At 65.5% G+C, this 22,912-nt stretch carries 21 protein-coding genes; 6 read left to right on the top strand and 15 right to left on the bottom strand.

Going from position 1 to position 22,912, the window contains the following annotated elements; translation table 11 throughout:
• Positions 1-111: 111 nt before the first annotated feature.
• The 3 genes from ACUXVA_RS23020 to ACUXVA_RS23010 all read right to left on the bottom strand — a co-directional run bounded on the left by ACUXVA_RS23020 (position 112) and on the right by ACUXVA_RS23010 (position 6,258).
• Positions 112-780 (bottom strand): hypothetical protein, encoded by a 669-nt coding sequence (locus ACUXVA_RS23020; protein ID WP_445488333.1) that lies wholly within the window; start codon positions 778-780, stop codon positions 112-114.
• A 277-nt stretch (positions 781-1,057) separates the two neighbouring features.
• Entirely contained in the window at positions 1,058-4,798 is a 3,741-nt protein-coding gene (locus ACUXVA_RS23015; protein WP_445488331.1) for a vitamin B12-dependent ribonucleotide reductase, read from the bottom strand.
• Positions 4,799-5,517: 719 nt separating this feature from the next.
• A complete protein-coding gene (locus ACUXVA_RS23010; RefSeq protein WP_445488329.1) occupies positions 5,518-6,258 on the bottom strand; it encodes an SDR family oxidoreductase in 741 nt (246 codons plus the stop codon).
• 196 nt (positions 6,259-6,454) lie between these two features.
• Here ACUXVA_RS23010 and ACUXVA_RS23005 point away from each other — a divergent pair, with 196 nt between their 5' ends.
• Together ACUXVA_RS23005 and ACUXVA_RS23000 are read left to right on the top strand one after the other, a co-directional pair.
• The gene (locus ACUXVA_RS23005) at positions 6,455-7,357 is read left to right on the top strand and encodes an AraC family transcriptional regulator (protein WP_445488327.1); all 903 of its coding nucleotides are present in this window, start codon (positions 6,455-6,457) and stop codon (positions 7,355-7,357) included.
• Between the two features lie 116 nt (positions 7,358-7,473).
• Complete coding sequence (locus tag ACUXVA_RS23000) at positions 7,474-8,373, top strand: DMT family transporter (RefSeq protein ID WP_445488325.1); 900 nt, start codon at positions 7,474-7,476, stop codon at positions 8,371-8,373.
• A gap of 55 nt (positions 8,374-8,428) precedes the next feature.
• Here the strand turns inward: ACUXVA_RS23000 and ACUXVA_RS22995 are convergent, their stop codons facing one another.
• Positions 8,429-8,977, bottom strand: a complete 549-nt coding sequence (locus ACUXVA_RS22995) for a BA14K family protein (protein WP_445488323.1) — start codon at positions 8,975-8,977, stop codon at positions 8,429-8,431.
• A 299-nt stretch (positions 8,978-9,276) separates the two neighbouring features.
• On the opposite strand from ACUXVA_RS22995, the gene ACUXVA_RS22990 reads away from it, so the two are divergent.
• Entirely contained in the window at positions 9,277-9,687 is a 411-nt protein-coding gene (locus tag ACUXVA_RS22990; RefSeq protein ID WP_265078225.1) for an NADH:ubiquinone oxidoreductase subunit NDUFA12, read from the top strand.
• Between the two features lie 3 nt (positions 9,688-9,690).
• On the opposite strand, the gene ACUXVA_RS22985 is transcribed toward ACUXVA_RS22990, so the two are convergent.
• Positions 9,691-10,386 carry a DJ-1/PfpI family protein gene (locus ACUXVA_RS22985; protein WP_445488321.1) on the bottom strand — a complete coding sequence of 232 codons (696 nt, stop codon included), beginning with the start codon at positions 10,384-10,386 and terminating at the stop codon, positions 9,691-9,693.
• A 90-nt stretch (positions 10,387-10,476) separates the two neighbouring features.
• Between ACUXVA_RS22985 and ACUXVA_RS22980 the strand changes: the two genes are divergently transcribed.
• Positions 10,477-11,415, top strand: coding sequence for a GlxA family transcriptional regulator (locus tag ACUXVA_RS22980; protein ID WP_445488319.1), 939 nt, complete (start codon positions 10,477-10,479; stop codon positions 11,413-11,415).
• Between the two features lie 67 nt (positions 11,416-11,482).
• On the opposite strand, the gene ACUXVA_RS22975 is transcribed toward ACUXVA_RS22980, so the two are convergent.
• Genes ACUXVA_RS22975 through ACUXVA_RS22965 form a run of 3 tightly spaced genes read right to left on the bottom strand, consistent with a single transcriptional unit; the run spans position 11,483 to position 13,843 of the window.
• Positions 11,483-12,070, bottom strand: coding sequence for a TMEM175 family protein (locus ACUXVA_RS22975; protein WP_445488317.1), 588 nt, complete (start codon positions 12,068-12,070; stop codon positions 11,483-11,485).
• A gap of 29 nt (positions 12,071-12,099) precedes the next feature.
• The gene (locus ACUXVA_RS22970; RefSeq protein ID WP_445488315.1) at positions 12,100-13,044 is read right to left on the bottom strand and encodes an alpha/beta hydrolase; all 945 of its coding nucleotides are present in this window, start codon (positions 13,042-13,044) and stop codon (positions 12,100-12,102) included.
• A 22-nt stretch (positions 13,045-13,066) separates the two neighbouring features.
• Positions 13,067-13,843 carry an SDR family NAD(P)-dependent oxidoreductase gene (locus ACUXVA_RS22965; RefSeq protein ID WP_445488313.1) on the bottom strand — a complete coding sequence of 259 codons (777 nt, stop codon included), beginning with the start codon at positions 13,841-13,843 and terminating at the stop codon, positions 13,067-13,069.
• A gap of 257 nt (positions 13,844-14,100) precedes the next feature.
• On the opposite strand from ACUXVA_RS22965, the gene ACUXVA_RS22960 reads away from it, so the two are divergent.
• Positions 14,101-15,000 (top strand): DUF2155 domain-containing protein, encoded by a 900-nt coding sequence (locus ACUXVA_RS22960; RefSeq protein WP_445488311.1) that lies wholly within the window; start codon positions 14,101-14,103, stop codon positions 14,998-15,000.
• A 9-nt stretch (positions 15,001-15,009) separates the two neighbouring features.
• On the opposite strand, the gene aat is transcribed toward ACUXVA_RS22960, so the two are convergent.
• From aat to ACUXVA_RS22940, 4 genes are all read right to left on the bottom strand, one after another.
• Positions 15,010-15,705: a leucyl/phenylalanyl-tRNA--protein transferase gene (gene aat, locus ACUXVA_RS22955; protein WP_445488309.1), complete on the bottom strand. Its 696-nt coding sequence runs from the start codon at positions 15,703-15,705 to the stop codon at positions 15,010-15,012.
• Positions 15,706-15,934: 229 nt separating this feature from the next.
• Positions 15,935-16,564, bottom strand: a complete 630-nt coding sequence (upp, locus tag ACUXVA_RS22950; RefSeq protein ID WP_265083687.1) for a uracil phosphoribosyltransferase — start codon at positions 16,562-16,564, stop codon at positions 15,935-15,937.
• 16 nt (positions 16,565-16,580) lie between these two features.
• Entirely contained in the window at positions 16,581-17,816 is a 1,236-nt protein-coding gene (locus tag ACUXVA_RS22945) for a URC4/urg3 family protein (protein WP_445493339.1), read from the bottom strand.
• Between the two features lie 19 nt (positions 17,817-17,835).
• Positions 17,836-19,092 (bottom strand): GTP cyclohydrolase II, encoded by a 1,257-nt coding sequence (locus ACUXVA_RS22940; protein ID WP_445488307.1) that lies wholly within the window; start codon positions 19,090-19,092, stop codon positions 17,836-17,838.
• Between the two features lie 241 nt (positions 19,093-19,333).
• Between ACUXVA_RS22940 and ACUXVA_RS22935 the strand changes: the two genes are divergently transcribed.
• Entirely contained in the window at positions 19,334-19,729 is a 396-nt protein-coding gene (locus tag ACUXVA_RS22935; RefSeq protein ID WP_445488305.1) for a glyoxalase, read from the top strand.
• Positions 19,730-19,786: 57 nt separating this feature from the next.
• On the opposite strand, the gene ACUXVA_RS22930 is transcribed toward ACUXVA_RS22935, so the two are convergent.
• Genes ACUXVA_RS22930 through ACUXVA_RS22920 form a run of 3 tightly spaced genes read right to left on the bottom strand, consistent with a single transcriptional unit; the run spans position 19,787 to position 22,850 of the window.
• Positions 19,787-20,890 carry a sensor histidine kinase gene (locus ACUXVA_RS22930; RefSeq protein ID WP_445488303.1) on the bottom strand — a complete coding sequence of 368 codons (1,104 nt, stop codon included), beginning with the start codon at positions 20,888-20,890 and terminating at the stop codon, positions 19,787-19,789.
• Entirely contained in the window at positions 20,887-21,327 is a 441-nt protein-coding gene (locus ACUXVA_RS22925) for a response regulator (RefSeq protein WP_445488301.1), read from the bottom strand. Before ACUXVA_RS22925 ends, ACUXVA_RS22930 begins: the two co-directional genes overlap by 4 nt.
• A complete protein-coding gene (locus tag ACUXVA_RS22920) occupies positions 21,324-22,850 on the bottom strand; it encodes a sensor histidine kinase (RefSeq protein ID WP_265078236.1) in 1,527 nt (508 codons plus the stop codon). Before ACUXVA_RS22920 ends, ACUXVA_RS22925 begins: the two co-directional genes overlap by 4 nt.
• Between the last annotated feature and the right edge of the window lie 62 nt (positions 22,851-22,912).

Here is a 22,912-nt window from a genome sequence, read left to right as displayed (position 1 = left end):
GCGGGCACGGTCAGTTGAAAGAATCGTGACGCGAGGGGCGTAACAAAGAAGCGTATTGAGCTGACCAGCTGTAAAAGCGGCGGATTACGCTTCGCTAATCCGCCCTGCGGGCTAGTCAACCTTCTTTTTTGAGCGAAGTTTTGTCAGTTTGCGTTGCACATACCTCTTTAATCTCGCATGAACGGTATCCGACCGTTCAAATCTATAGAAGTCGTGCCAGTCGCTGCTCTCCAGTGTCTCTTTACTGATGGAGTATTTTGGAGAAAAACTAACTGTAGTAGTTTTGGGAATAAGATTACGAGCCTCCAGTTTTTTTATGATTGCTTCGGCTGTTGCTTCGCAAGACGTGCGATCAGGAATGCGAGAGTATTCGCGAATTGCCGAAGCTAACGAGGCGAGTGAAAAATCTTGGGTGGCATCGGTTGGACCATTCTCAAATATCAAGTAGCTATATGAGTGAAGTATTTGCTGTGTACCCACGTCCGTGAGAATGGACGAAAAACGTCTTGAACGCTGACTTTCTTGGTGCTTCGACCACAGGGATAGCGCGGTGCCAAAGATGATCACGAATCCAAGGCCAATTTTCGCGATCTGGGCATATTGAGTGTTTTCCCTGAAAATCTCTTCGATCAAGCCACCTAGTGGCTTGTCCAACAATAGAATTGAGGTCGAGAGGCCTGCTGCAGTCCAACCGCCAAAGAGACTCAGTGAGTAGTGCTCCTTGGTCACTTCGGAAATCGCGGACTTGGCCTTTTCGTCTGCTACAGAAGTTGCTTTCACCTTTTCGAGCTCCGAAAGCAGAGCGTCACGTTCTTGAACGACAGCCTGGTGAGCAAAGTTCGAAATAGTTAACCGGCCGCTCGCTCGCTACGGCGCTATGGGGAGCGCGCGTCGCGAGCGGCCTGGCTCCTCAGATCTGAGCAACGCAATTTCCTTATTCAAATGAAAAACCCGCCAAGAGGCGGGTTTTGCTTTTTGCTGTTCCAGTGCAACTCGGAACTGTTTTTAAAGATAGTCGGGAAAGCCGTTTGCCGATGGGCTCTCTAACTGCGAACGGCTAACTGCACCCGGTTGTAGAGCCGCACGTATCGCACTTCATGCACGTGCCGTTGCGCACCAGCGAGAAATGTCCGCATTCGCCGCACATTTCGCCTTCGTAGCCCTTGGCTTTCGCTTCCTCGCGACGCTCGGCTTTCGAGGGCTGCGCGTTGGCCGTGCCGGCCTTGCTCCAGTTTTGCACTTCCAGCTTCTCGGTGGGCGACAGCGCGCGTTCCGGCTCGGCGGTCTTCAGCGCCGTAGCGGTGCCGGACGCGCCCTGGGCGGTCGCCGCGTGGCCGGAAGCCAAAGCGGTGACGTTGCTGCCGCCGGCGGCGGTGGGTGCCGTGGCGTCGGGCGCGCGCATGACCACGAGATTGTCGGTGCGCGAGCGGGTCAGGCCCTTGGAGACGTAGCGGTTGCTGGGCTGCTCGGGGTCCTTGCCCTCGGCGACACCCTTGCCGAGCGCGTCGAACTGGCTCTCGGTGGGATCGACATGGGCGAGGTCGAAGCGCGACATGTAGGACACCGCGAGTTCGCGGAACACATAGTCGAGGATCGAGGTGGCGTACTTGATGCTGTCGTTGCCCTGCACCGGGCCCGCGGGTTCGAAGCGGGTGAAGGTGAAGGCGTCGACATATTCTTCCAGCGGCACGCCGTATTGCAGGCCGAGCGACACCGCGATGGCGAAGTTGTTGATGAAGGAGCGCAGCGCCGCGCCTTCCTTGTGCATGTCGATAAAAATCTCGCCGATGCGGCCGTCGTCATATTCGCCGGTGCGCAGGTAGACCTTGTGACCGCCGACCACTGCCTTCTGGGTATAGCCCTTGCGGCGATCCGGCATCTTCTCGCGTTCGCGCATCACTACGATGCGCTCGACCAGACGCTCCACCACCTTTTCGGAGATCTGCGCGGTGCGCGCCGCCATCGGCTTGTCGAGGTAGGCGTCGATGCCGTCCTCGTCCTCGTCGTCGTCGCTGATGAGCTGCGAGTTCAGCGGCTGCGACAGTTTCGAGCCGTCGCGGTACAGCGCGTTGGCCTTCAGCGCCAGCTTCCACGACAACAGGTAAGCCGACTTGCAGTCGTCCACCGTGGCATCGTTGGGCATGTTGATGGTCTTGGAGATGGCGCCGGAGATGAACGGCTGCGACGCCGCCATCATGCGGATGTGGCTCTCCACCGAGAGGTAGCGTTTTCCCACTTTGCCGCAGGGATTGGCGCAGTCGAACACGGCGTAGTGCTCGGCCTTGAGGTGCGGCGCGCCTTCCACGGTCATGGCGCCGCAGATGTGGACGTTGGCGGCCTCGATCTCGCGCTTGGAGAAGCCGACGGCGGCGAGCAGGTCGAAGCCGGGGGCGGCGATGGCTTCCGGCGCGATCTTCAAGGTATCGCGCAAAAAGTCCTCGCCAAAGGTCCACTTGTTGAAGGCGAACTTGATGTCGAACGCGGTCGGAAGAGCCGCTTCAACCTTGGCCAGTGCCTCGTCGGTGAAGCCTTTGGCCTTGAGGGTCGACGAGTTGATGCCCGGCGAGTTCGAGAGCGAGCCGTGGCCGACCGCATAGGCCTCGATCTCGGCGATCTCGCTCTCGCGATAGCCGAGCACGCGGAGTGCTGCGGGGACGGCGCGGTTGATGATCTTCCAGTAGCCGCCGCCGGCGAGCTTCTTGAATTTCACGAGGGCAAAATCGGGCTCGATGCCGGTGGTGTCGCAATCCATGACCAGGCCGATGGTGCCGGTGGGGGCGACCACGGTGGTCTGGGCGTTGCGGTAGCCATGGATTTCGCCGAGTTCGAGGGCGAGGTCCCAGGCAGCGCGGGCGTGGGCGACGATGTCGGCCTGCGGGCAGGATTCGCCATCGAGCGGCACCGGGTTGACGGCGAGGCCCTCATAGCCGCGGGACTCCGCATGCGCGGCGCGGCGATGGTTGCGGATCACCCGCAGCATGTGCGCGGCGTTCTTCTTGTAGCCGGGGAACGGGCCGAGTTCTTTCGCCATCTCCGCCGAGGTGGCGTAGCTGACGCCGGTCATGACGGCGGTGAGGGCGCCGCACAGCGCGCGGCCTTCCTTGGAGTCGTAGGACAGGCCCATGCTCATCAGCAGGCCGCCGATGTTGGCATAGCCGAGGCCGAGGGTGCGGTATTCGAACGACAGCTGGGCGATCTCCTTGGACGGGAACTGCGCCATGGTCACCGAGATTTCCAGCACCACGGTCCACAGCCGGCACAGATGCTCGTAGGCATCGACGTCGAAGCGGTTGGTCTCGACGTTGTGGAAGGTCAACAGGTTGGCCGAGGCCAGGTTGCAGGCGGTGTCGTCGAGGAACATGTATTCCGAGCACGGATTGCTGGCGCGGATGTCGCCCGACGCCTTGCAGGTGTGCCAGTCGTTCATGGTGGTGTTGAAGTGCAGGCCGGGATCGGCCGAGGCCCAGGCGGCGTAGCCGATCTTCTCCCAGAGGTCGCGCGCCTTCAGGGTCTTCATGACCTTGCCGTCCTTGCGGGCGATCAGGTCCCAGGTCCCATCCGTTTCCACCGCGCGCAAAAAGTCGTCCTTCAGCGAGACGGAGTTGTTGGAATTCTGGCCGGAGACGGTGAGGTAGGCCTCGCTGTCCCAGTCGGTGTCGTAGACCGGGAAGTCGATGTCCTTGTAGCCCTGCTTGGCGTACTGGATGACGCGCTTGATGACGTTGTCCTGCACCAGCGCACGGCGGGCGAGCTTGATCTCGCGGCGCAAAGCCGGGTTCTTCTCGGGATCGAAGCAGTCGTCGTTGGAGCCTTCGCAGTTGACGCAGGCCTTGAGGATCGCCTTGAGGTGCTTCTGGTTGATCTTGGAGCCGGTGACGATGGCCGCAACCTTCTGCTCCTCCTTCACCTTCCAGTCGATGTAGCTCTCGATATCCGGATGGTCGGCGTCGACCACCACCATCTTGGCGGCGCGGCGCGTGGTGCCGCCCGACTTGATGGCGCCGGCGGCGCGATCGCCGATCTTCAGGAAACTCATCAGGCCCGACGAGCGTCCGCCGCCGGACAGCTTTTCACCTTCGCCGCGTAGGCGCGAGAAGTTGGAGCCGGTGCCCGAGCCGTACTTGAACAGACGGGCCTCGCGGACCCAGAGGTCCATGATGCCGCCGTCGTTGACCAGATCGTCCTGCACGCCCTGGATGAAGCAGGCATGAGGCTGCGGATGCTCGTAGGACGACTTCGACTTGGTCAGCTTGCCGGTCTTGAAGTCGACGTAATAGTGGCCCTGGCCGGGGCCATCGATGCCATAGGCCCAGTGCAGGCCGGTGTTGAACCACTGCGGGGAATTCGGCGCGACCATCTGCTTGGCCAGCATGTAGCGCAGCTCGTCGTGGAACGCGTGCGCGTCCTCTTCCGTGGTGAAGTAGCCGCCCTTCCAGCCCCAATAGGTCCAGCAGCCGGCGAGGCGGTCGAACACCTGCTTGGACGACAGTTCGGAGACGTAGCGCTCCTTCTCGGGCAGGGTGGCCAGCGCCAGGGTGTCGGGCTCGGAGCGCCACAGCCACGACGGCACGGTCTCTTCCTCGACCTTCTTCAGGCGGGCGGCGACGCCGGCCTTGCGGAAATACTTCTGCGCCAGCACGTCGGAGGCGACCTGCGACCAGGTGTCGGGGACTTCGACGTTCTCCAGCTTGAACACCACCGAGCCGTCGGGATTGCGAATCTCCGACGTCGTAAATCTGAAATCGATCCCGGCATAGGGTGACAGACCGTCTGTGGTGTAGCGCCGTTGAATCTGCATCGTCGTGCCCCGTCTGTGCCTGGCGCCCCGATTGGGCAGCGCCGGCGGATTTCAGTTTAGCGGACCCTTGCGGGTTCGCAGCTTGGCCGGGTGGACCCGGTCCTTGTTTCTCTGTGGCCATGGGAGGGCGATGGAATTCCACCGCCGGCCTGCTGCCGATCAACGCCTCACACCGCATCCCGGGCCATTGGTCCGGCTCGCATTGACGTCCAGAAGGTCGCCCGTTTTCGGGACAGAACTGCCCATGCACCGCGACCCCTGCGGGCTGGCGGAGCGGTCAGTCTGGAACCCTTCTGGGGATCGCCCGGCGGGACAAATAACCACCCGCACCGGACCATCCAAAACTAGGCCAACTGGATCGCGCGCGTCAAGGACTAGTACGAGTTCCTGAATCAATCACTAAATATGGTGGAGGCAGGGGATAACCAAGGGGACAAGCCGCACCTCGATTGCTGCCAAGTATCAGTGAGTCCTCACGGAATCGGAAGCCGAAAATATTTCAAATTGTTCGGATCGGGGCAGCTCTGCCCGCTGTTCACAGGGCAACTTTATTTTGCCGCCGAGGGCTTGCTTTGACGAGACTCAAGCGGGCGCGCGTGATGAGCAAAAGGGAACACCCGTGCCCCTACGGGGAAGTGCAGCCGTAGGTCGCGGTCGAAGCCGATTTCCCGGCATGATTGCCGGCCGGACGCCCCCTCGGCGGCACGAATCGGCGGCGCTTACCCCTGCGCCGTCGGGCGGACGATGACCTCGCCGACATCGACATTGCCGGGCTGGCCGATGGCATAGGCGATCGCCTCGGCAATGGCCGAGGCGGGGATACCCTGCTCATCCATCATCGCGGAAATTGTCGCCTTGGCCTTGGGATCGCTGATGGTGCCGGCCAGCTCGGTCCGGGTCATGCCGGGGCTGACCACAGTCACGCGCAGATCCTTGCTCTCCTGCCGCAGCCCTTCCGACAGTGCCCGCACCGCGACCTTGGTGGCGGAGTAGACCGCCATGGTGGGCACGATGCGGTGCGCGGAGGTGGAGGCGACATTGACGATGTGGCCGGCGCCTTGCTCCTTCATGACTGGCAGCACCGCGGCGATGCCATGCAGCACGCCGCGCAGGTTGACGTCGATCATATGGTTCCAGTCGCAGACCCGCAGTTCGTCCATCATTGCCAGTGGTGCCACGCCCGCATTGTTCACCAGCACGTCGATCCGCCCATAATGCGCCTTGGCGAGCAGCACGAAGGCCCTGAAGCTGCCGAGGCGGGCGACGTCGAGTTCGTGATGCAGCGCCTCGCCGCCGGCCTGCCGGATCTCGCCGGCAATGGCGGCGATGCGTTCGAGGCGGCGGGCACCGAGCACGACGCGGTGGCCGGCTGCAGCCAGATGGCGCGCAGTGGCTTCGCCGATGCCGCTGCTGGCACCGCTGATCAGGATGACCTTGCTGGATGATGTCGGGTTCGTCATGGGGAGCCGCCTTGGCGCTGCGGGAGCGCGCTCCCGGGCGCGGGGTTATGCGCGCGGGCGCCCCCGAAGCGTTAGCGCGATCCTGCGAGATTCATGCACGATCCTGCAAATCGCCGCCGGCGCCGCTGTGCCATCGGCCGGGATCGGGTAGGGTGGCGCTGCGTGACGATATGCAAATAAAGGTTCTGCACGGACGATGGCTCTCGATCCCTATAGCGAACTGGCTGATATCATTGCCCGCAGGGCAACCGGCGAGGGATCCCACGTCACCGGGATCGGCAGCCTGTCTCTGAGCCGCTGCACGGCGCCGACGCCATATCACCACGCCGCGCAATGGCCATGCTTCGGGCTGGTGGTGCAGGGCGCCAAGACCCTCGAACTCGGTGCCGAGCGCTATCGCTACGGCGTCGGCGAATACCTGGTGGTCTCGCTGGACCTGCCGGTGACATCCAAGGTGATCGAGGCCAGTTGCGATGAGCCATTCCTCGGGCTCGGCATGGCGATCGATCCCGCGCAGCCGAAGCAGGTGCTGGCCCGCGTCCGACTGTCGCCGGCGACCGTGGCGCCGGATGCCATGCGCGGCGTCGCCGTAAACCTCGCGCCGCCCGAACTGCTCGATGCCGCGCTGCGGCTGCTCCGGCTGCTCGACCGGCCGCAAGATATCCCGGCCATGGCACCGCTGCTCGAACAGGAAATTCTTTATCGCCTGTTGACCGGTCCGTTCGGTCCGCGCCTGCTGCAGATCGCCACCGCGGAGACGCCGAGCAACCGCATCGCCCAGGCCATCGCCTGGCTGCGCGGCAATTTCATGCGGCCGCTGCGCGTCGAAGACCTCGCCGACCAGGTCGGCATGAGCGTTTCCTCGCTGCATCACCATTTCAAGGCGGTCACCGCGATGACGCCGATCCAGTTCCAGAAGCAACTGCGGCTGCACGAGGCGCGCCGGCTGATGTTCGTCGAGCAGATGGATGTGGGAACAGCGGGCTACAGCGTCGGCTACCAGAGCCCGTCGCAGTTCAGCCGTGAATACAGCCGGCTGTACGGCCAGTCGCCGCTGCGCGACGTCAGCGCCGCTCGCATGCAGATGGCGGCGGAGTAGCGCGGGCAGACGTTCATGACGGGCGTTGTCGGCGTGTCGTGCGGGACATTGGTCATCGGCAGGTGATATGTAGAGGTCCTCGCGACGTCGCCGCCGCCCCCGTCCAACCGGTCCCCATGACAGTCTCAACTCCGTCCGCCGCGCGTACGCGCATTGCGCCCATCGGCCTGCTGTTCCTCGCCATTACCTCGATCGCCTGGGGCCTGAACTGGCCGGTGATGAAATTCCTGCTGGGCGAACTGCCGCCGCTGACAACGCGGGGCTTCACCGGTGTGGTCGGCGCGATGTTACTGGCAGGGCTGGCCGTGGCGCGCGGCGATAGTTTGCGCGTCCCGCGGCAGGTATGGGCGCCGCTTGTCGTACTGGCGTTGCTCAATGTCTCCGGCTGGTCGGCGCTGATCGGCGTATCGCTGTTGTGGCTGTCGGGCGGCGAGGCGGCCGTGCTTGCTTGCACCATGCCCGTGCTGGCGTCGCTGCTGGCCTGGTGGATCCTGGGCGAGCGGATGTCGCTGCGGCGGATGCTGGCGATGCTGATGGCCTTTGCGGGTATCGTCGCGCTGATGGGCGGCGTCGGCATCTCGGCCAGCCTGCAGAAGCTTCCAGGTGTGGCACTGGCGCTGCTCGGCGCGTTCGGCTTTGCGCTCGGCACCGTGCTGGCGAAGCGCTTCAAACTCGCATTGCCGCTGCTGAGCTCGTCGGCGTGGCAGATCGGCATCGGCTGCCTGCCGGTGTCGCTGCTCGGCATGACGTTGGAGACCGCGCATTTCGACACCCTGTCATGGGGCATCTGGGCGCTGCTTGCCTATGTCGTGGCGGTGCCGTTGTGTGCCGCCTATGTCTGCTGGTTCGCGGCGGTGAAGATGTTGCCGGCATCGGTGGCGGCCATTGGCACCATGGCGGTGCCGGTGATCGGCGTGGTCGGCTCGGCCATTGCACTGCATGAGCCGCTGAGCATCGGAAAGATTGCCGCGCTGCTGTTCACACTGGCCGGCGTCGCGCTGGCAACGCGCGCGTAGAAACGTAGAAAGGACGGCGCCAAGCGCCGTCCTTTCCAATCGGGTAGACGACCGGTTACGGGCAGGCGTGCCGCAAACCGTCATAACCGAGATAGGTCCCGGTGCGCGGGTTGTAGGACTTGTAGGTCTGCATGCAGTAGGCGACATCGTCGCCACCGCTCGGCGCGACCTCAACCACTTCGCCACCATCGTCATAGGGGCCGCCATAATACGGCCCGTTGGAGTAGCTGTTGCCGTAATAGCCGTAGCTGTTGCCGTAATAGCCACCGGGAGCGGCCAGCGCCCCGCCGATAATGCCACCAGCGATCAGGCCCGGCACAAAGCCACCTCCGCCGCCGCGATGATGCCAGCCACCGCCGCCATAGCCGCCACCGTATCGCGGCCCGCCGCCGCCGTTAAAGCGCGGGCCACCGCCTCCGCCATGGAACTGGGGGCCGCCGCCACCGCCGCCCATGCGCGGACCACCGCCGCCACCTCCGACGCGCGGACCGCCACCGCCAGCAACGGCGCCGCCTTTATCGACCTGCGCGAAGCTCGCGGTCGGGGTCAGGGCGGGAATGGCAAGCGCCATGACGGCTACTGCACTCAACAGTTTCAAATTCATCGTCGTCGGCTCCATCTGCGGGACGTCCCCATCATCTAACCGTCTTGCGGCGGGCGGGTTCCCAAGAAAGCATCCTGTTCGCGTTTCGCAGGCTGACAGGTGCCAAATGTATGCGGGATGAACGGCTCGCCACCGCTCCGCGACAGGATGTCGCCAAACAGCTATGGCCGGAGTGCCGCCGTTGCGAGGCCGGTCACGCCGAGTTGCGAGCGCAAAACTGGCCGCCAGCGGTCGCAAAACTGGACAATTGCCGCCGCCGATGGCATCAACAGCCCAGCATTCTCGAACCGGCGCGGCCTATGAAACTGTTTTGGCTGAAATTTTTCACCTGGTGGAGCGGCCAGACCTTCGGCACGCAATTGTGGACCTGGCGCTTCGGCGAGCTGGTTGGCACCGACGAGACCGGCAACACCTATTACCGCACCAAAGGCGGCAAGATCGACCCGACGCTAGGCTTTGAGCGGCGCTGGGTGGTCTATAACGGCTATGCCGAGGCCTCCAAGGTGCCGCCGTCATGGCACGGCTGGCTGCACCACACCGTCGACGTGGCGCCCACCGAAGAGAGCTACACGCCGCGCGAATGGCAGAAGCCGCATCAGCCCAACCTGACCGGCACGCCCGCCGCCTACCGGCCGTCCGGCTCGACGCTGGCCAGCGGCCGCCGCCCCAAGGCCACCGGCGACTACCAGCCCTGGACCCCCGGCCAGTAAGCCTTACGCCGCCTGTGAACCGAGCCGCGCCGCGGCGCGCTGCACGGCCTCGCTGCGGCGTTGCTTGGCGCCGGCCATGCGGCCGGTCACCAGTGCCAGCACCTCTGGGGGCGCGATGTCCGGCGATCCCGCGCTGAACGGCGGCGCCGGGTTGTATTCCAGCGCCAACTGGATTGCCTCGGCGGTGGTGCGGTCGGCCAGAATCGAAACCAGAGTCAGCGCGAAATCGATGCCCGCCGTGACCCCGCCGCCGCTGATGCGGTTGCGGTCGACGCAGACCCGCGTCGCCGTGGGAATGGCGCCGAATGCCGCCAGAAACTCCAGCGCCGACCAGTGCGTGGTGGACCGGTAGTCCTGCAGCAGGCCGGCCGCGCCAAGCACCAGCGCGCCAGTGCACACCGAGGTGATGTAGCGCGCGCCCGCCGCCTGGCGGCGCAGGAAGGCCAGCGTCTCCGCGTCATTGGCCATGTCGTCGCTGCCGGCCCCGCCGGGCACGCAGATCACGTCGAGCTGGGGACAGTCATCAAAGGTCACTGTCGGTAGCAGCGCCAGCACCGTGTCGCTCGGGACCGGTTCGATGCGCTTCCAGATCAGGTGCACCGTGGCGCCGGGCAGCCGGGTGAACACCTGCAGCGGGCCGGTGAGATCGAGCTGGGTCACCTGTGGAAACACCAGCAGGCCGATGTGAAGGGTGGACATGGTGAGGCTCCGAACGGTTGTTGACGGCGCCAGCGTGGCATGATCACCACCTGTCCGAAATGTCTAACTTCCCTCGTTAACGGACATACGATGATCGGCATTTTGGTGTTTCCCGAGTTCCAGCTGCTCGATGCCGCAGGCCCGATCTCGGCGTTCGAGATTGCCGGCCGCATCAGCGGCGCGCCGGCGACGATCAGGGTGCTGGCGGAGACGCCGGGCGAGGTGCGCAGTTCGTCGGGCGTCGCCCTGATGGCGCGGAGCCTCCGCTCGACCGCGGCGCTGCGCACGCTGCTCGTGGTCGGGGGCGCCGGCGTTCGCACCGCCGCCGCATCTCGACGCTTGCAGGGCTTCATCCGCGCCGCGGCCCGCCGCGGCGTCCGCATCGCCAGCGTCTGTTCGGGCGCCTATGTCCTGGCGGAAGCGGGCCTGCTCGATGGCCGCCGCGCCACCACGCACTGGCGGCACACCGCGCATTTTTGCGCGACCTATCCCGAGGTGCGATTGGAGCCCGACCAGATCTACACCCGTGACGGCGAGACGTGGACGTCGGCCGGCATCAGTGCCGGCATCGACCTGGCGCTGGCGATGATTGCGGAGGACAACGGCGAGGCGGTGGCGCAGGCGACGGCGCAGCAGCCGGTATTGTATCAGCGCCGCAGCGGCGGTCAGTCGCAGTTCTCGGCGCTGCTCGAGTTGAAGACGCCGTCCGGCCGCTTCGCCCCGTTGCTGGCCTGGGCGCGCGAGCATCTGCCGCAGCCGCTCACGGTCGAGCGGCTGGCGGAGCAGGCCGGCATGAGCGCGCGGCATTTTTCCCGCGCCTTCATCGCCGAGACCGGCACCACGCCGGCCAAGGCGGTGGAGCGGCTGCGCATCGAGGTGGCGCGTGAGCGCGTGCAGTCGTCCAGCGAGGCGATCGAAGGGGTGGCGAGGGCCACCGGCTTCGGCGACCCCGAACGGATGCGCCGGGCCTTCATCCGCAGCTTCGGCCAGCCGCCGCAGGCGCTGCGGCGGGCGGCACGGATCAACTGAGGCGCGGGGGGCGGGTAACGTGCGTGGTCGCCGGCGTCTCACGGAAGGTAGTGTTGAGCGCCGCCGTTCAGGCCTCGCGCCGACGCCGGCTGAAATAGCCGAGCAGCGGTGCGGCAAACGCCAAGGACCAGAAGTAGGGCGCCCATGCCGGGGCAACGACGGCGGTGGCGGTGCCGAGCAGAAAGACCACGACCGGCAAGAATGCCCCCGCCAGGGTGTCGAAGTGGCGCTGCCCGCCCAGCGCCAGCAGCCACAACACCGCATTGAGGGCCGCGATCACGGTGAGATGCAGTCCGTAGAGCACGGCGACCACGGTGCTGTCGCGCAGATTGCCGTACAGTCCGTTGGTGGCCGGCAGCACGATGATCGACAGCAGGAACAGCAGGTTGAGAAACACCACGCCGCGGCCGGCTTGCGGCGCCATGGCGAGGCGGCGCTGGTGGCTGAACCAGAACACGCCGGCGATGATGAAGCTGAGCATCAGCGGCACGACGTGCGGCGCGTAGGTGCGGGCAAGCTCGGTCCAGTCCGGGGCGGCGCTGAGCCCGGACGCCTTCGGCAGGTTGTAGGCGAGCAGCGTCATGGCGACGCCGAAAATAGTGTTGCTCAGCGCCTCCAGCCGTCGCATTTCGAACAGATCATCGGGCGCCGGCATGGTTTTCCTCGAATCCCTGGTTCCGTAGCCTAGCCGAGCGCCTTCAGCCATGCACCGATATCGTGCAGCGCGTCGTTGGCCCGCGGCAGGATCTTGCCCATGGTGATGAAGCCGTGAAACTGGCCGGGATAGGTCTTGTTGCTGACGGCGACGCCGGCGTCCCGGAGACGGTCGGCATATTCGTCGCCTTCGTCGCGTAACGGATCGGCGCCGGCGGTGATCACATAGGCCGGCGGCAAGCCGGCGAGATCGTCGACGCGGGCCGGCGACGCCCGCCAGTTGTCGACGTCGTCGGCGCCGTTCAGATAGTGGTCGCGGAACCAGCGGATCACATTATGCGTCAGCAGGCAGTCGGTCTCCGGCTCGCTGTGCGATGGATGCGTCATGCGGAAGTCGGTGGCCGGATAGATCAGCACCTGACCGGCGAGCTTCGGCCCATGTTCGCGCGCGTCGATGGCGACGATGGCGGCGAGATTGCCGCCGGCGCTGTCGCCTCCGACCACGATCCTGTTGGCGTCGATGTTCAGCGCCACCGCGTTGTCGGCGATCCAGCGCGTGGCGGCGAGGGCGTCGTCGATAGCGGCGGGAAACTTGTGTTCGGGAGCGAGGCGATAGTCCACCGAGATCACGATCATCTCGCCTTCCGCGGCCAGGGTGCGGCAGACCACGTCATGGGAGTCGAGATCGCCGATCACCCAGCCGCCGCCATGAAAGAACACCAGGCACGGTGCCATGCCATCGGCCTTGCGCAGGGTGAGCGGTGTGTAGATGCGCACCGGAATGGCGCCGGCGGGGCCGGGCACGGTCATGGCATGTACGGAGGCGAGCGGCGGCGGCACGGGATTGGCGACCTCGCGGGCCTTGAGGTACCACTCCCGCGCCTCGGCCGGCGTCAGCGTTTCGTAGGGCGGCCGGCCGGCCGCGCGAAGGGCGGCGAGCACGGCGGCGGCATCGGGATCGAGAACGACGGGCATGGACTGACCTGTTGTTGGTTTGTTACGAGGCGGTGCGGCCGCCATCGACGGTGTAGGCGGCGCCGGTGACATAGCTTGCGTCATCGGAGGCCAGGAAGGCAACGACCGGTGCCACTTCGGCGGCAAGGCCGAGCCGCCGCGCCGGAGTGCGGTCGACCACGCGCTCCACCGGCACCGGCGTGCCGCCGCTGCGGCCGTCGATGATGGCGCTGAGCATGCGGCTGTCGATCAGGCCGGGGCATACGCAGTTGACGCGCACCTTGGTGCCGCTGCATTCCAGCGCCGCGTTCTTGGTCATGCCGATCACCGCATGCTTGCTGGCGGTGTAGGCGATGATGTCGGGCGAACCCATGAGGCCGGCGATCGACGCGGTGTTGATGATCGAGCCGGAGTTCTGTTTCAGCATCACCGGCAGCACATGCTTCATGCCGAGGAACACGCCGACCACGTTGACCTCCAGCACGCGGCGGAAATTCTCCACCGAGGCGTCGACGATCGGTCCGATCTCGCCCTCGATGCCGGCATTGTTGAAGAACACGTCGATGCGGCTGAACTTGGCCATGGCGTGTTTGACATAGCCGGCGACGTCCTCCTCGCGGCTGACGTCGGCGACGATGGCCAGGGTCTCGGCATGGGCGGGAAGGCCCTGGACCGCATGCTTGAGCTTGTCCGCGTCGCGGTCGACGGCGACGATGCAGGCGCCGCGGCGCGCCAGCAGCCGGATGGTTTCGGTTCCGATGACGCCTGCGGCGCCGGTGACCACCGCGATCCTGCCGTCCAGACGAATGCTGTCGACCATGTCCTGGTTCTCCCTGCGCGTCCGGTTGCTCCGGATCGACGGCGCGGCGTCGCATGGCTGCGAGCCGGTACCTGCGACGGACTATTCCATGGCGGCGGCGGCGTGGCCAGTCGCCGGCGCGCAGGCGCCGCGGCCGGCCGGCGCCATGCCCTTTCGCCGCCGCAATCGGCGTGTTAACCGGAGCTATTGCGAGCGGCCGCAGCAGTACGCAGCAGTTACAATGTCGCGCCCCTGATTCGTCGATTGAAGCCGCACAGATGTTCCGAACCCTGACCCTCGCCGGTTTTGCGGCCCTGATGGCCGCCTCCATCCTGTCGTTCGTGCCGCCGGCGCGGGCGCAGTTCGGCACGCTGTTCGGCGATCCCGCGCCACGCCCGCCCGGCAACGTGCCGCGGGGCAATCCGCCGCCGCAGTTCGACGACGAGGAAGAAGTGCCCGAATTGCCGCAGGGCCGTTTGCTGCCGACCCGGCCGGGGCCGGGGCAGGGCGTGCCGCCGCCCGGCGCGGTGCAGACGCAGCCGCTGGCGCCGCCGCCGGCCACCACCGTGATTCCGCAGAACCCGCCCGGTGGCGCTGCACCGCCGAGCATTGCTGTCGCGCCGCCGACTCCAGTGCCCCCGGGCCAGCGCCAGCCGCCGAAGGTGGCACCGCCGACGGCGGCCACCCTGCAGCCCGGCGACGAGGTGGTCGCGGAGCCGCCGGCGCAGAAGATCGTCAACAAGAAGGCGAGCTTCTCCGGCCTCGACAAGATCACCGGCCGCATCATCAATTTCGACGCCGACATCGGCGAGACCGTGCAGTTCGGTGCGCTGCGGGTGAAGACCGACGCCTGCTACACCCGCCCGGCCACCGAGGCCGCCAACACCGACGCCTTCGTCGAAGTCGATGAAATCACTTTGCAGGGCGAGGTGAAGCGGATCTTCTCAGGCTGGATGTTCGCCGCCAGTCCCGGCCTGCACGGCGTCGAGCATCCGATCTACGACATCTGGCTGACCGACTGCAAAGGCCCGGAGGCCACCGTCGCCACCGCGGCGCCCGAGGCGCCGAAGCCGCCCGCGCCGCAGAAGCGCGTCGCGCCCAAGCAGCCGCCCCGTCCGCCCTCGGCGGCGCAGCAGGTGCAGCCGATCCAGCCGGCCCCGCTCCCGGGCTTCCGGTAGCAGGCTGTCTCAGGCCGGGGTTGGTCTACTCTCGCGCGCGGCGATGATCTCCAGCGCCTTGGCGCCGGTGACCGGATGATCCATCGGCAGCACGGCGAAGTCGGCGCCGGCGACCAGCGCGGCGTCGAGCAGCGTGCGATAGCGCCGCCGCGGGACTTCGATGGCGCCGAAGCTGCGCAGGTGATCCGTCACGTATTGGGTGTCGAGCAGCGCGAAATTGCCGGCGATCAGCCGCGCTACCAGATGCACCAACCCTACCTTCGACGCGTCGCGGGCGCGGTGGAACATGCTTTCGCCGAAGAACGCGCGGCCGAGACTGACGCCGTACAGCCCGCCGGCGAGATCGCCGTCCTGCCAGACCTCGACGCTGTGGGCGTGCCCCATCTCGTACAGCCCGGTGTAAAGTTCGCGGATCCGCTTGTTGATCCAGGTGTCGTCGCGGCCGGGCGAGGGCGCGGCACAGCCGTCGATCACCCGGGTGAAGGCGGTATCGACGGTGACCGTGAAGGCGTCCGAGCGCACCGTGCGGGCGAGCCGCGAACTGATGCGAAAGCCGTCGAGCGGGATCAGGCCGCGCTGCTCGGGCTCGACCCAGAACAGCGTGGGATCGTCGACGCTTTCGGCCATCGGGAAGATGCCGCAGGCATAGGCGCGCAGCAGCACTTCGGGGGTGATTTCGGACGAAGCGGAATCGCGGGACGTCATCGCGGGACGTTAGCAGGGTGGCGCGCGCGAGGCGATGGAAAGCAAGGACAACACTGTCACGTTTCCCGGACGCGGTGCGGCCTTGTGATGCGAAGCATCGCTGTCTTGTGCCGCTCCGCAGATCCGGTATCCCCGGTTTCTTTTCGCGCCAACCGGGACCCCGGATCAGCAGCGCACCACGCCCCCAGAGGGGCGCGTTGCGCAGCATCCGGGGAACGAGACCAATCGCCTATTTCGTTCCATACGAGCGGTCGCCGGCGTCGCCGAGGCCGGGAACGATGTAAGCGTGCTCGTTGAGGTGATCGTCCACCGCAGCGGTCCAGATCGGCACGTCGGGATGCGCGCCGCGCAGCCGCTCGATGCCCTCGGGCGAGGCCAGCAGGCAGACGAAGCGGATATCCTTGGCGCCGCGCTCCTTGATGCGGTCAATCGCCGCAACGGCGGTGTTGGCGGTGGCCAGCATGGGATCGATCACGATCACCAGCCGCTCGTCGAGATTGCCGGGCGCCTTGAAGAAATACTCCACTGCCACAAAGGTCTCGGGATCGCGGTACAGGCCGATATGGGCGATGCGCGCCGACGGCACGAGGTCGATCATGCCTTCGACGAAGGACAGGCCGGCGCGCAGGATCGGCGCGAACACCAGTTTCTTGCCGGCGATTTCCTTGCCGATCATCTTTGTGATCGGAGTCTCGATTTCTACGTCGGTGAGCGGCAGGTCGCGCGTCACCTCGTAGCACAGCAGCATGCCGATCTCGTTCAGCAGCTCGCGAAACCCCTTGGTCGAGCGGGTCTTGTCGCGGATCAGCGTCAGCTTGTGCTGCACCAGCGGGTGGGTAACGATATTGACGCCGTCCATCATTGGTCTTTCTGTTTCAGAATACGGTGCCGTCGCTGATCACCTTGATCGGCGGCGAGGAATCCGCGCGACGCTGGCGCGCCAGCACGCGTCCGGCGGCCCAGCTGCCGCCTTCCAGTATCTTCGCCAGCGGAAGCGAGGTCGAGTCCAGCTGCAGCTTCTCCCGCACGCCTTCCGCGAGCTGGTCGAGCAGCGCCACGGTGAGCGCGCGCCATTCAACGACCAGTGTCGACGACACGTCGTGCTCGCGCGCTTCGTCACTCGGGTCGCGAAAGTTGAGGACGCCGATATCGACGAAAAGGCCGCCGTTGCGGTACTCGGCGAGGCCGGTGAGGCCATCGATGTTGGTGACGTCGACGCCTGCGGTCTGCAGCGGCTCGATGAGCGAATAGGACAGCCATTGCGACAGCTTGTGCAGCGGCATCAATTCGCTGGTGGCGTCGTCCGATTTCAGCGCCGGATGTCTCCAGCAGTCGCCGAGCGCGATGCCGCCGAGTGTCAGCCGCGACGGCCAGATCGGGCCGAGCCGCTGCAGCAGCACCGAGAGGATGGTCGGCGCCGGCAGCTTGCCCTGATGCGAGAACATCACGAGCTGGTCGAACAGCCCGCCGGGCCGGGGCGTGTCATGCATGCCGAACACATCAGGCTTCGATGCTACCAGCGTGCCGAGCCGGCGCAGCAGGTCGGCGCGGCCATCGAGGCCGACCAGCGGATTGGCGTCCGAGACCTGCATGCCGCGCGCGAGATCGGCGACGTCGAGTTTTGCCAGCACGGCGGCGTCGACGCGCAACGGTTGCTGCGGATCGGCCGAAAATGCGCCGTCGCAGAACATTGCGAGGCTGGCCAGGCCGAGTCCTTCGGAGCGGGCGATCTTTTCGCCGGTCTTCGGGTCGGTGTAGCGCCACGCCGGTCCGGCGCCGGCGTCGAGAAACACGCTGACGATGGCGAGGTCGAACTCGGCGCGCGCGCGGGCGGCGCTGTCTTTCCAGACGGTAGCGTCAGCCAGCGTCGCCCAGCGGTTGTCGCCGTTGTTGACGAAGTGTCGCCAGCGCGAATGGAAGGGCACGTTGAGCGACGGATAGGCGGCGCGGGTGGTGTCCAGCACGAGATCGACGGCCGCGTCCATGCGGCCGAGATCGATGCGGAAGTGTTGCAGTCCGTCGTCGAGCCCGATCGCCAGCAGGCGATGGGCGCGTTCACGGACGGCGCGGGCCGACAGCAGTGACAAGGCGGCCGAGGTATCGGGATTCAATGAGTTCACCGTTGCGCTCTCAATACTTCTCGAGCGAACGGCCGACCGAATCCGAGAGATCCTGCGGCGTCACCGGCTCCGGCGAATAGTAGCCGGCGGCCTTCTTGGCGGTCATTTCCACATGGGCGTCAGCCGGGATCATGTCGTCCGGAATCGAGACGCGCTCGACGATTTCCACGCCCTGGCTGGTCAGCGCGTCGTGCTTCATGTCGCTCATGGAGATGAAGCGATCGATGCGCTTGAGGCCGAGCCAGTGGATCACATCCGGCATCAACTGCTGGAAGCGGGCATCCTGCACGCCAGCGACGCATTCGGTGCGCTCGAAGTATTGAGCTGCGGCATCGCCGCCTTCCTGGCGCTTGCGCGCATTGTAGACCAGAAACTTGGTGACCTCGCCGAGCGCGCGGCCTTCCTTGCGGTTGTAGATGATGATGCCGAGGCCGCCGTTCTGGCCGGCCTTGGCGCATTCCTCGATGCCGTGGATCAGATAAGGCCGGCAGGTGCAGATGTCGGAGCCGAATACGTCGGAGCCGTTGCACTCGTCATGGACGCGGCAGGTGATCGACGTGGTGTGGTCCGGCAGCTTGGTGACGTCGCCGAACAGGTAGGCGGTGATGCCGCCGATCGGCGGCAGGAACACCTGCAGGTCGGGGCGCGTCACCAGTTCGGGGAACATGCCCGCGGTCTGTTCGAACAGCTGGCGGCGCAGGTTGTTCTCGGTGGTGCCGAAGCGCGCGGCGAGGCCCGGCAGGTGCCAGACCGGATCGATGGCGATCTTGACCACGGAGACGCTGCCGTTCTTGTGCACGACCTCGCCATCCTGCTTCAGCCGGCCGGCGGCGATGGCGCCCTGCAGTTCGATCAGGTCGAGCCGGGCACGGGTGATGGCGATGCTCGGGCGAATATCGATACCTTCGGCGATTTCCTTGGCGAAATTCTCGCCGACCAGATGGCCCCAGGGATCGAGCGACACGATCTTCTGCGGATCGATCCACTGCTCGAACGGGCCGACGGTGGCGGCGGGGTGGGTGTTGGTGAGGTCGGGCCGGCGGATCGGGTCGAGCGCGCCGGAAGAGACGGCGAGAGCGCGATACACCGAATAGGAGCCGCCGTGGGTGCCGATGACATTGCGGTCCGCGGGCCGCGATACGGTGCCGATGACCGGCCCGCGGTCGCGCGCGGTTGCAGCACCCCAGTGGATCGGAAAGTCATGTTTGGCGCCTGGCGCAGGATGCGAGGTCAGCCGGATATGATCGAGACGGTTCGAGCGCGTCATCGCAAAGGCCCCCTAAAATGGCAACGGCCCGCCTAAAAAGACGGGCCCGGTTGCCAAGGAAGCAACGAATAATACCCAACTCGCGAATGATTGCAACAGGCAGCAAGATCACGAAAGCATGTGCACGTCGGGAAGCGGAGAATCGGGCGCGCGCAACGGCCGCAGACGTCAGTATAAGTCCGGGCGGGCACGGCATACCGCCCGCCCGTAAAATGGCGGCCAGACCCTATGGAGCAGATCGATGACCATCCCCACCGTCGGCGCCTTCGCCATCATCCCGAGCAATGACCTAGCGGCCGCAGTGCCGTTCTGGGAGCGCCTCGGATTTGCGCGCACCGGCGGCGAGGGACAGTACATCATCATGACCGGTTGGGACTGCGAGCTGCATCTGACGCAGGCCGGGGAGGGGCCATGGCGGGTGTCCGAGCAGAACAACCCGTTCGGTGTTTTCATCCGCACGCCGCATGTGGATGCCATCGCCGCGCGTGTTGACGATCTGATCATCCGCCCCGGAGGCATCCTGCGTCACCGCGAATGGGGTCTCTACGAAGTGGGTATTTCCGGGCCGGACGGATTGCTGGTTCGCATTGGCTGGCCGTCCCGGCTCACGCCCGAAAGTGCAGACGCTGCGGGCTGAGGTGATCGCGCACCTCTGTCCCTGAGATCAGCCGTCCGCCACTAACCCATCGGCGGGTCAGCTCGCCGCGCTGAGCGGCGCCTTGGCGGCGGCCACTTCGGCGGCTGTGCGCGCGTGAAAGCGCAGCACGATGCGGGTGCCGGAATGCGTGGGGTCGCGCTCGACGGTGGCCTCGAGCTTGTTGGCCATGGCGTTGACGATGCGCTGGCCCATGCCGGTGGAGCGCGGATCGAGCTTGACGTTGAGGCCGACGCCGTCGTCGGTGATCGACAGCATGATGTCGTCGCCGTCCGCCGACAGCACCACGTGGATCGGGCCGGCGCCATCGGGATAGGCGTACTTGACCGCGTTCATGACGAGTTCGTTGACGATGATGCCGATCGCCACCGCACGGTCGGGATCGATCTCCATCTGCTCGGCCTTCAGCGTCAGCCGCGACATCCGGTTGCCCTCGGCGGAGCGCCGCAGGTCTTCCAGCAGCGCCTCGAGATACTGGTTCAACAGCACGCTCTTGAGGTCATGGGAGGTGTAGAGCCGGCGATGCACCTGCGCCACCGCGGCGACGCGGCCCATGGCGTTGGTCAGTGCCACCTTGACGTCATCGTCGCTGGACGAGTTGGCCTGCAGATGCAGCAGCGAGGCGATGATCTGCAGCGAGTTGCCGACGCGATGGTTGACCTCGCGCAGCAGCACCTCGCGCTCGGCGGCCAGCGCCGCGTAGCGGTCGCGCGATGCGTGGACCTCGGCCTCGGCGTCGTCGCGCGCCTTGCGGATGCGGGCCTGCTTCACCGCGCCGTCGGCGGCGACGTGGAGCAGGGGGACGAAGTCGCCTTGGGTGTCCTTCACCAGATAGTCCGCGGCGCCGGCCTTCAGAGCCGTCACTGCGATCTTGGAGTCCTGCGACGCCGTGACGAACACCACCGGCGGCGCGCCGGGAATCGCCTGGATCAACTCCAGCGTCTCAAGTCCGTCGAGCCCGGGCATGTACTGGTCGAGCGCAACCACGTCGATACCGCCCTGCCGGATGCGGGCGACGCCGGCTTCGCCGTTGTCGCAATGCTCGACCGCATAGCCCTGCCGTTTCAGGCCGCGCTCCACCAGCCGCGCCAAAGCGGCGTCGTCGTCGATATACAGCAAGGTGGATGGCGCGGTTGAATTCATGCGGTGGCTTGCGGAACCTGGATGACGGAGAAGAACAGACCGAGTTGGCGGATCGCGTTGGCGAAGCTCTCGTAGTTGACCGGCTTGGTAATATAGACGTTGCAACCGAGTTCGTAGCAACGCTTGATTTCGTGGGCGTCGTCGGTTGTGGTGAGGACCACGACCGGCGCGCACTTCAGGTGATCGTTTTCCTTGACCCGACGCAGGATGTCGATCCCGGTCATGTCGGGCAGGTTGAGGTCGAGCAGGATCAGCAGCGCCTGGTCCTTGTGGTCGAGACCTGATCCATCGGCGCCGAACAGGTAATTGACCGCAGCTGTACCGTTGGTGAACGGCAGGATCTCGTTATTGACCCCGGAGCGGCGAATATTGCGTTCGATCAGCCGGGCGTGGCCCTCGTCATCCTCGATCATGATGATTTTCACAGGTGTGCTCATGCTTGCTTGTCCCGTTTGGTCCCCGTCCATCTTGCCGGCAGGGTAATCGTGAAAGTGCTGCCTTGACCCAGTTCCGACGCCACCGTCATGGTGCCGCCCAGCCGCCGCACCAGGGCGCGCACATGCGCCAGCCCGATGCCCTGGCCCGGTTTGTCCTGTGTACCTGCACGCCGGAAAAGATCAAAGATCCGCTGGTGGTCCTTCGGGTCGATGCCACGTCCGTTGTCGACGACCTCATAGATCGCAAAGCCGAGTTTTGTGCGGCCTTTGACGAGGATGTCGCCGGGCACGCCGTTCCTGAGATACTTCAGCGCATTATCGATCAAATTTGAGAAAATCTGTTCGATTGCCAGGCGGTCGCTGACAATGTCGGGCAGCGGCTCGATGCGGATCGTGGTCTCGGTCTCAGCGGCCTGGTGCGCCACCGTGGAAGCGATGTTCTCGATCAGGTCGCGGACGTCGATCTGGACCGGCTTGAACTCGCGGCGACCTTCACGGGTGAGGTTGAGGATGGCGCTGATCAGCCGGTCCATCTTGGCAATCGACGACTTGATGAAGCCCAGGGCCTCGGTGAAGTCCTGCGAGAGTTGCTTGTCCTGCTCGGCCAGCGCCGGCTCGGGCAGTTCGCCGTTGGCGTTGGCGACCACCGGTTCGGGATTGCCGAGGGTGGCGATGCGGCGGAAAATGTCGCCGCGTAATTCCTCAAGTTCGCTGGTGAAGCCCATGATGTTGACCAGCGGCGAACGCAGATCATGGCTGACGATATAGGCGAAGCGCTGGATTTCGTCATTGGCCTCGCGCAGGTCGGCGGTGCGCTCCTCCACGGTGAATTCCAGATTGAGGGCGTTCTCACGCAGCCGTGCCTCGGCTTCGTCGCGCGCGCGGGCGGAGCGCCGCACCAGGAACACCGACAGGCCGGCCAAGGCGATCACCAACCCCGATCCGGCCACGGTGACGATGGACGCGAGTTCCTGGGTGCGGTCAGCGGTGCGTGTGCGCTCGAAAAACAGCCGCTCTTCCTCGGTGCGGATGTCCCGCGAGATCTGATCGATCTGCTGGACCGCCGGGCCGGACCCGGTCTGCGGCAGCATGGCGATCGCGGCCGGCGTATTGTTCTGCTTCACGAAATCGACGGCCTTGGCAAATTCGCCGAGCCGGGTTTGGATGGCGGGCCGCAGTCGCTCGACATTGGCGATCTGAACGGGATTGTCGCGGGTGATCGCGGCGAGCTTGTCGAAGCCGGGAACGATGAACGCCACCGCGGCGTCGTGCTCGTCCAGGAATGTCTGCTGGGAATTGAGCAGATAGGCGCGTGCCGCGCTCTCGGCCAGGCGGATCTCGAGGAGCAAGGTCGATAGCTGGTTTTCCACCTCGACGGTGTGAACCACCATGCCGGAGTCCTTGCGGGCCTGGTTGACCAGCACGACCGACGAGGTGCTGATCGCGACCAGCACAAGAAATCCCGCTGCAAGCAGCAGGATTTGTCCGATCGCTCGCTTCTTCCGCGCCGCGTCAGACGTCACAACGAACTCGCTTGGCTAGCAAAAGGTTCAAACACATCCCCCGTCCGGGTAGTTCCCGAACG

It is taken from the genome of Rhodopseudomonas sp. RCAM05734, from assembly GCF_052658035.1.
Note: the sequence above shows the minus strand (reverse complement) of the source record. Positions and strands in the feature narration are given on the sequence as shown.

What these genes read in the sequence shown, in the direction of transcription:
- ACUXVA_RS23015 (WP_445488331.1), bottom strand. Translation starts at nt 4,798, where the DNA reads ATGCAGATTCAACGGCGCTACACCACAGACGGTCTGTCACCCTATGCC.
- ACUXVA_RS23010 (WP_445488329.1), bottom strand. Translation starts at nt 6,258, where the DNA reads ATGACGAACCCGACATCATCCAGCAAGGTCATCCTGATCAGCGGTGCC.
- ACUXVA_RS23005 (WP_445488327.1), top strand. Translation starts at nt 6,455, where the DNA reads ATGGCTCTCGATCCCTATAGCGAACTGGCTGATATCATTGCCCGCAGG.
- ACUXVA_RS23000 (WP_445488325.1), top strand. Translation starts at nt 7,474, where the DNA reads ATGACAGTCTCAACTCCGTCCGCCGCGCGTACGCGCATTGCGCCCATC.
- ACUXVA_RS22995 (WP_445488323.1), bottom strand. Translation starts at nt 8,977, where the DNA reads ATGAATTTGAAACTGTTGAGTGCAGTAGCCGTCATGGCGCTTGCCATT.
- ACUXVA_RS22990 (WP_265078225.1), top strand. Translation starts at nt 9,277, where the DNA reads ATGAAACTGTTTTGGCTGAAATTTTTCACCTGGTGGAGCGGCCAGACC.
- ACUXVA_RS22985 (WP_445488321.1), bottom strand. Translation starts at nt 10,386, where the DNA reads ATGTCCACCCTTCACATCGGCCTGCTGGTGTTTCCACAGGTGACCCAG.
- ACUXVA_RS22980 (WP_445488319.1), top strand. Translation starts at nt 10,477, where the DNA reads ATGATCGGCATTTTGGTGTTTCCCGAGTTCCAGCTGCTCGATGCCGCA.
- ACUXVA_RS22975 (WP_445488317.1), bottom strand. Translation starts at nt 12,070, where the DNA reads ATGCCGGCGCCCGATGATCTGTTCGAAATGCGACGGCTGGAGGCGCTG.
- ACUXVA_RS22970 (WP_445488315.1), bottom strand. Translation starts at nt 13,044, where the DNA reads ATGCCCGTCGTTCTCGATCCCGATGCCGCCGCCGTGCTCGCCGCCCTT.
- ACUXVA_RS22965 (WP_445488313.1), bottom strand. Translation starts at nt 13,843, where the DNA reads ATGGTCGACAGCATTCGTCTGGACGGCAGGATCGCGGTGGTCACCGGC.
- ACUXVA_RS22960 (WP_445488311.1), top strand. Translation starts at nt 14,101, where the DNA reads ATGTTCCGAACCCTGACCCTCGCCGGTTTTGCGGCCCTGATGGCCGCC.
- aat (WP_445488309.1), bottom strand. Translation starts at nt 15,705, where the DNA reads ATGACGTCCCGCGATTCCGCTTCGTCCGAAATCACCCCCGAAGTGCTG.
- upp (WP_265083687.1), bottom strand. Translation starts at nt 16,564, where the DNA reads ATGGACGGCGTCAATATCGTTACCCACCCGCTGGTGCAGCACAAGCTG.
- ACUXVA_RS22940 (WP_445488307.1), bottom strand. Translation starts at nt 19,092, where the DNA reads ATGACGCGCTCGAACCGTCTCGATCATATCCGGCTGACCTCGCATCCT.
- ACUXVA_RS22935 (WP_445488305.1), top strand. Translation starts at nt 19,334, where the DNA reads ATGACCATCCCCACCGTCGGCGCCTTCGCCATCATCCCGAGCAATGAC.
- ACUXVA_RS22930 (WP_445488303.1), bottom strand. Translation starts at nt 20,890, where the DNA reads ATGAATTCAACCGCGCCATCCACCTTGCTGTATATCGACGACGACGCC.
- ACUXVA_RS22925 (WP_445488301.1), bottom strand. Translation starts at nt 21,327, where the DNA reads ATGAGCACACCTGTGAAAATCATCATGATCGAGGATGACGAGGGCCAC.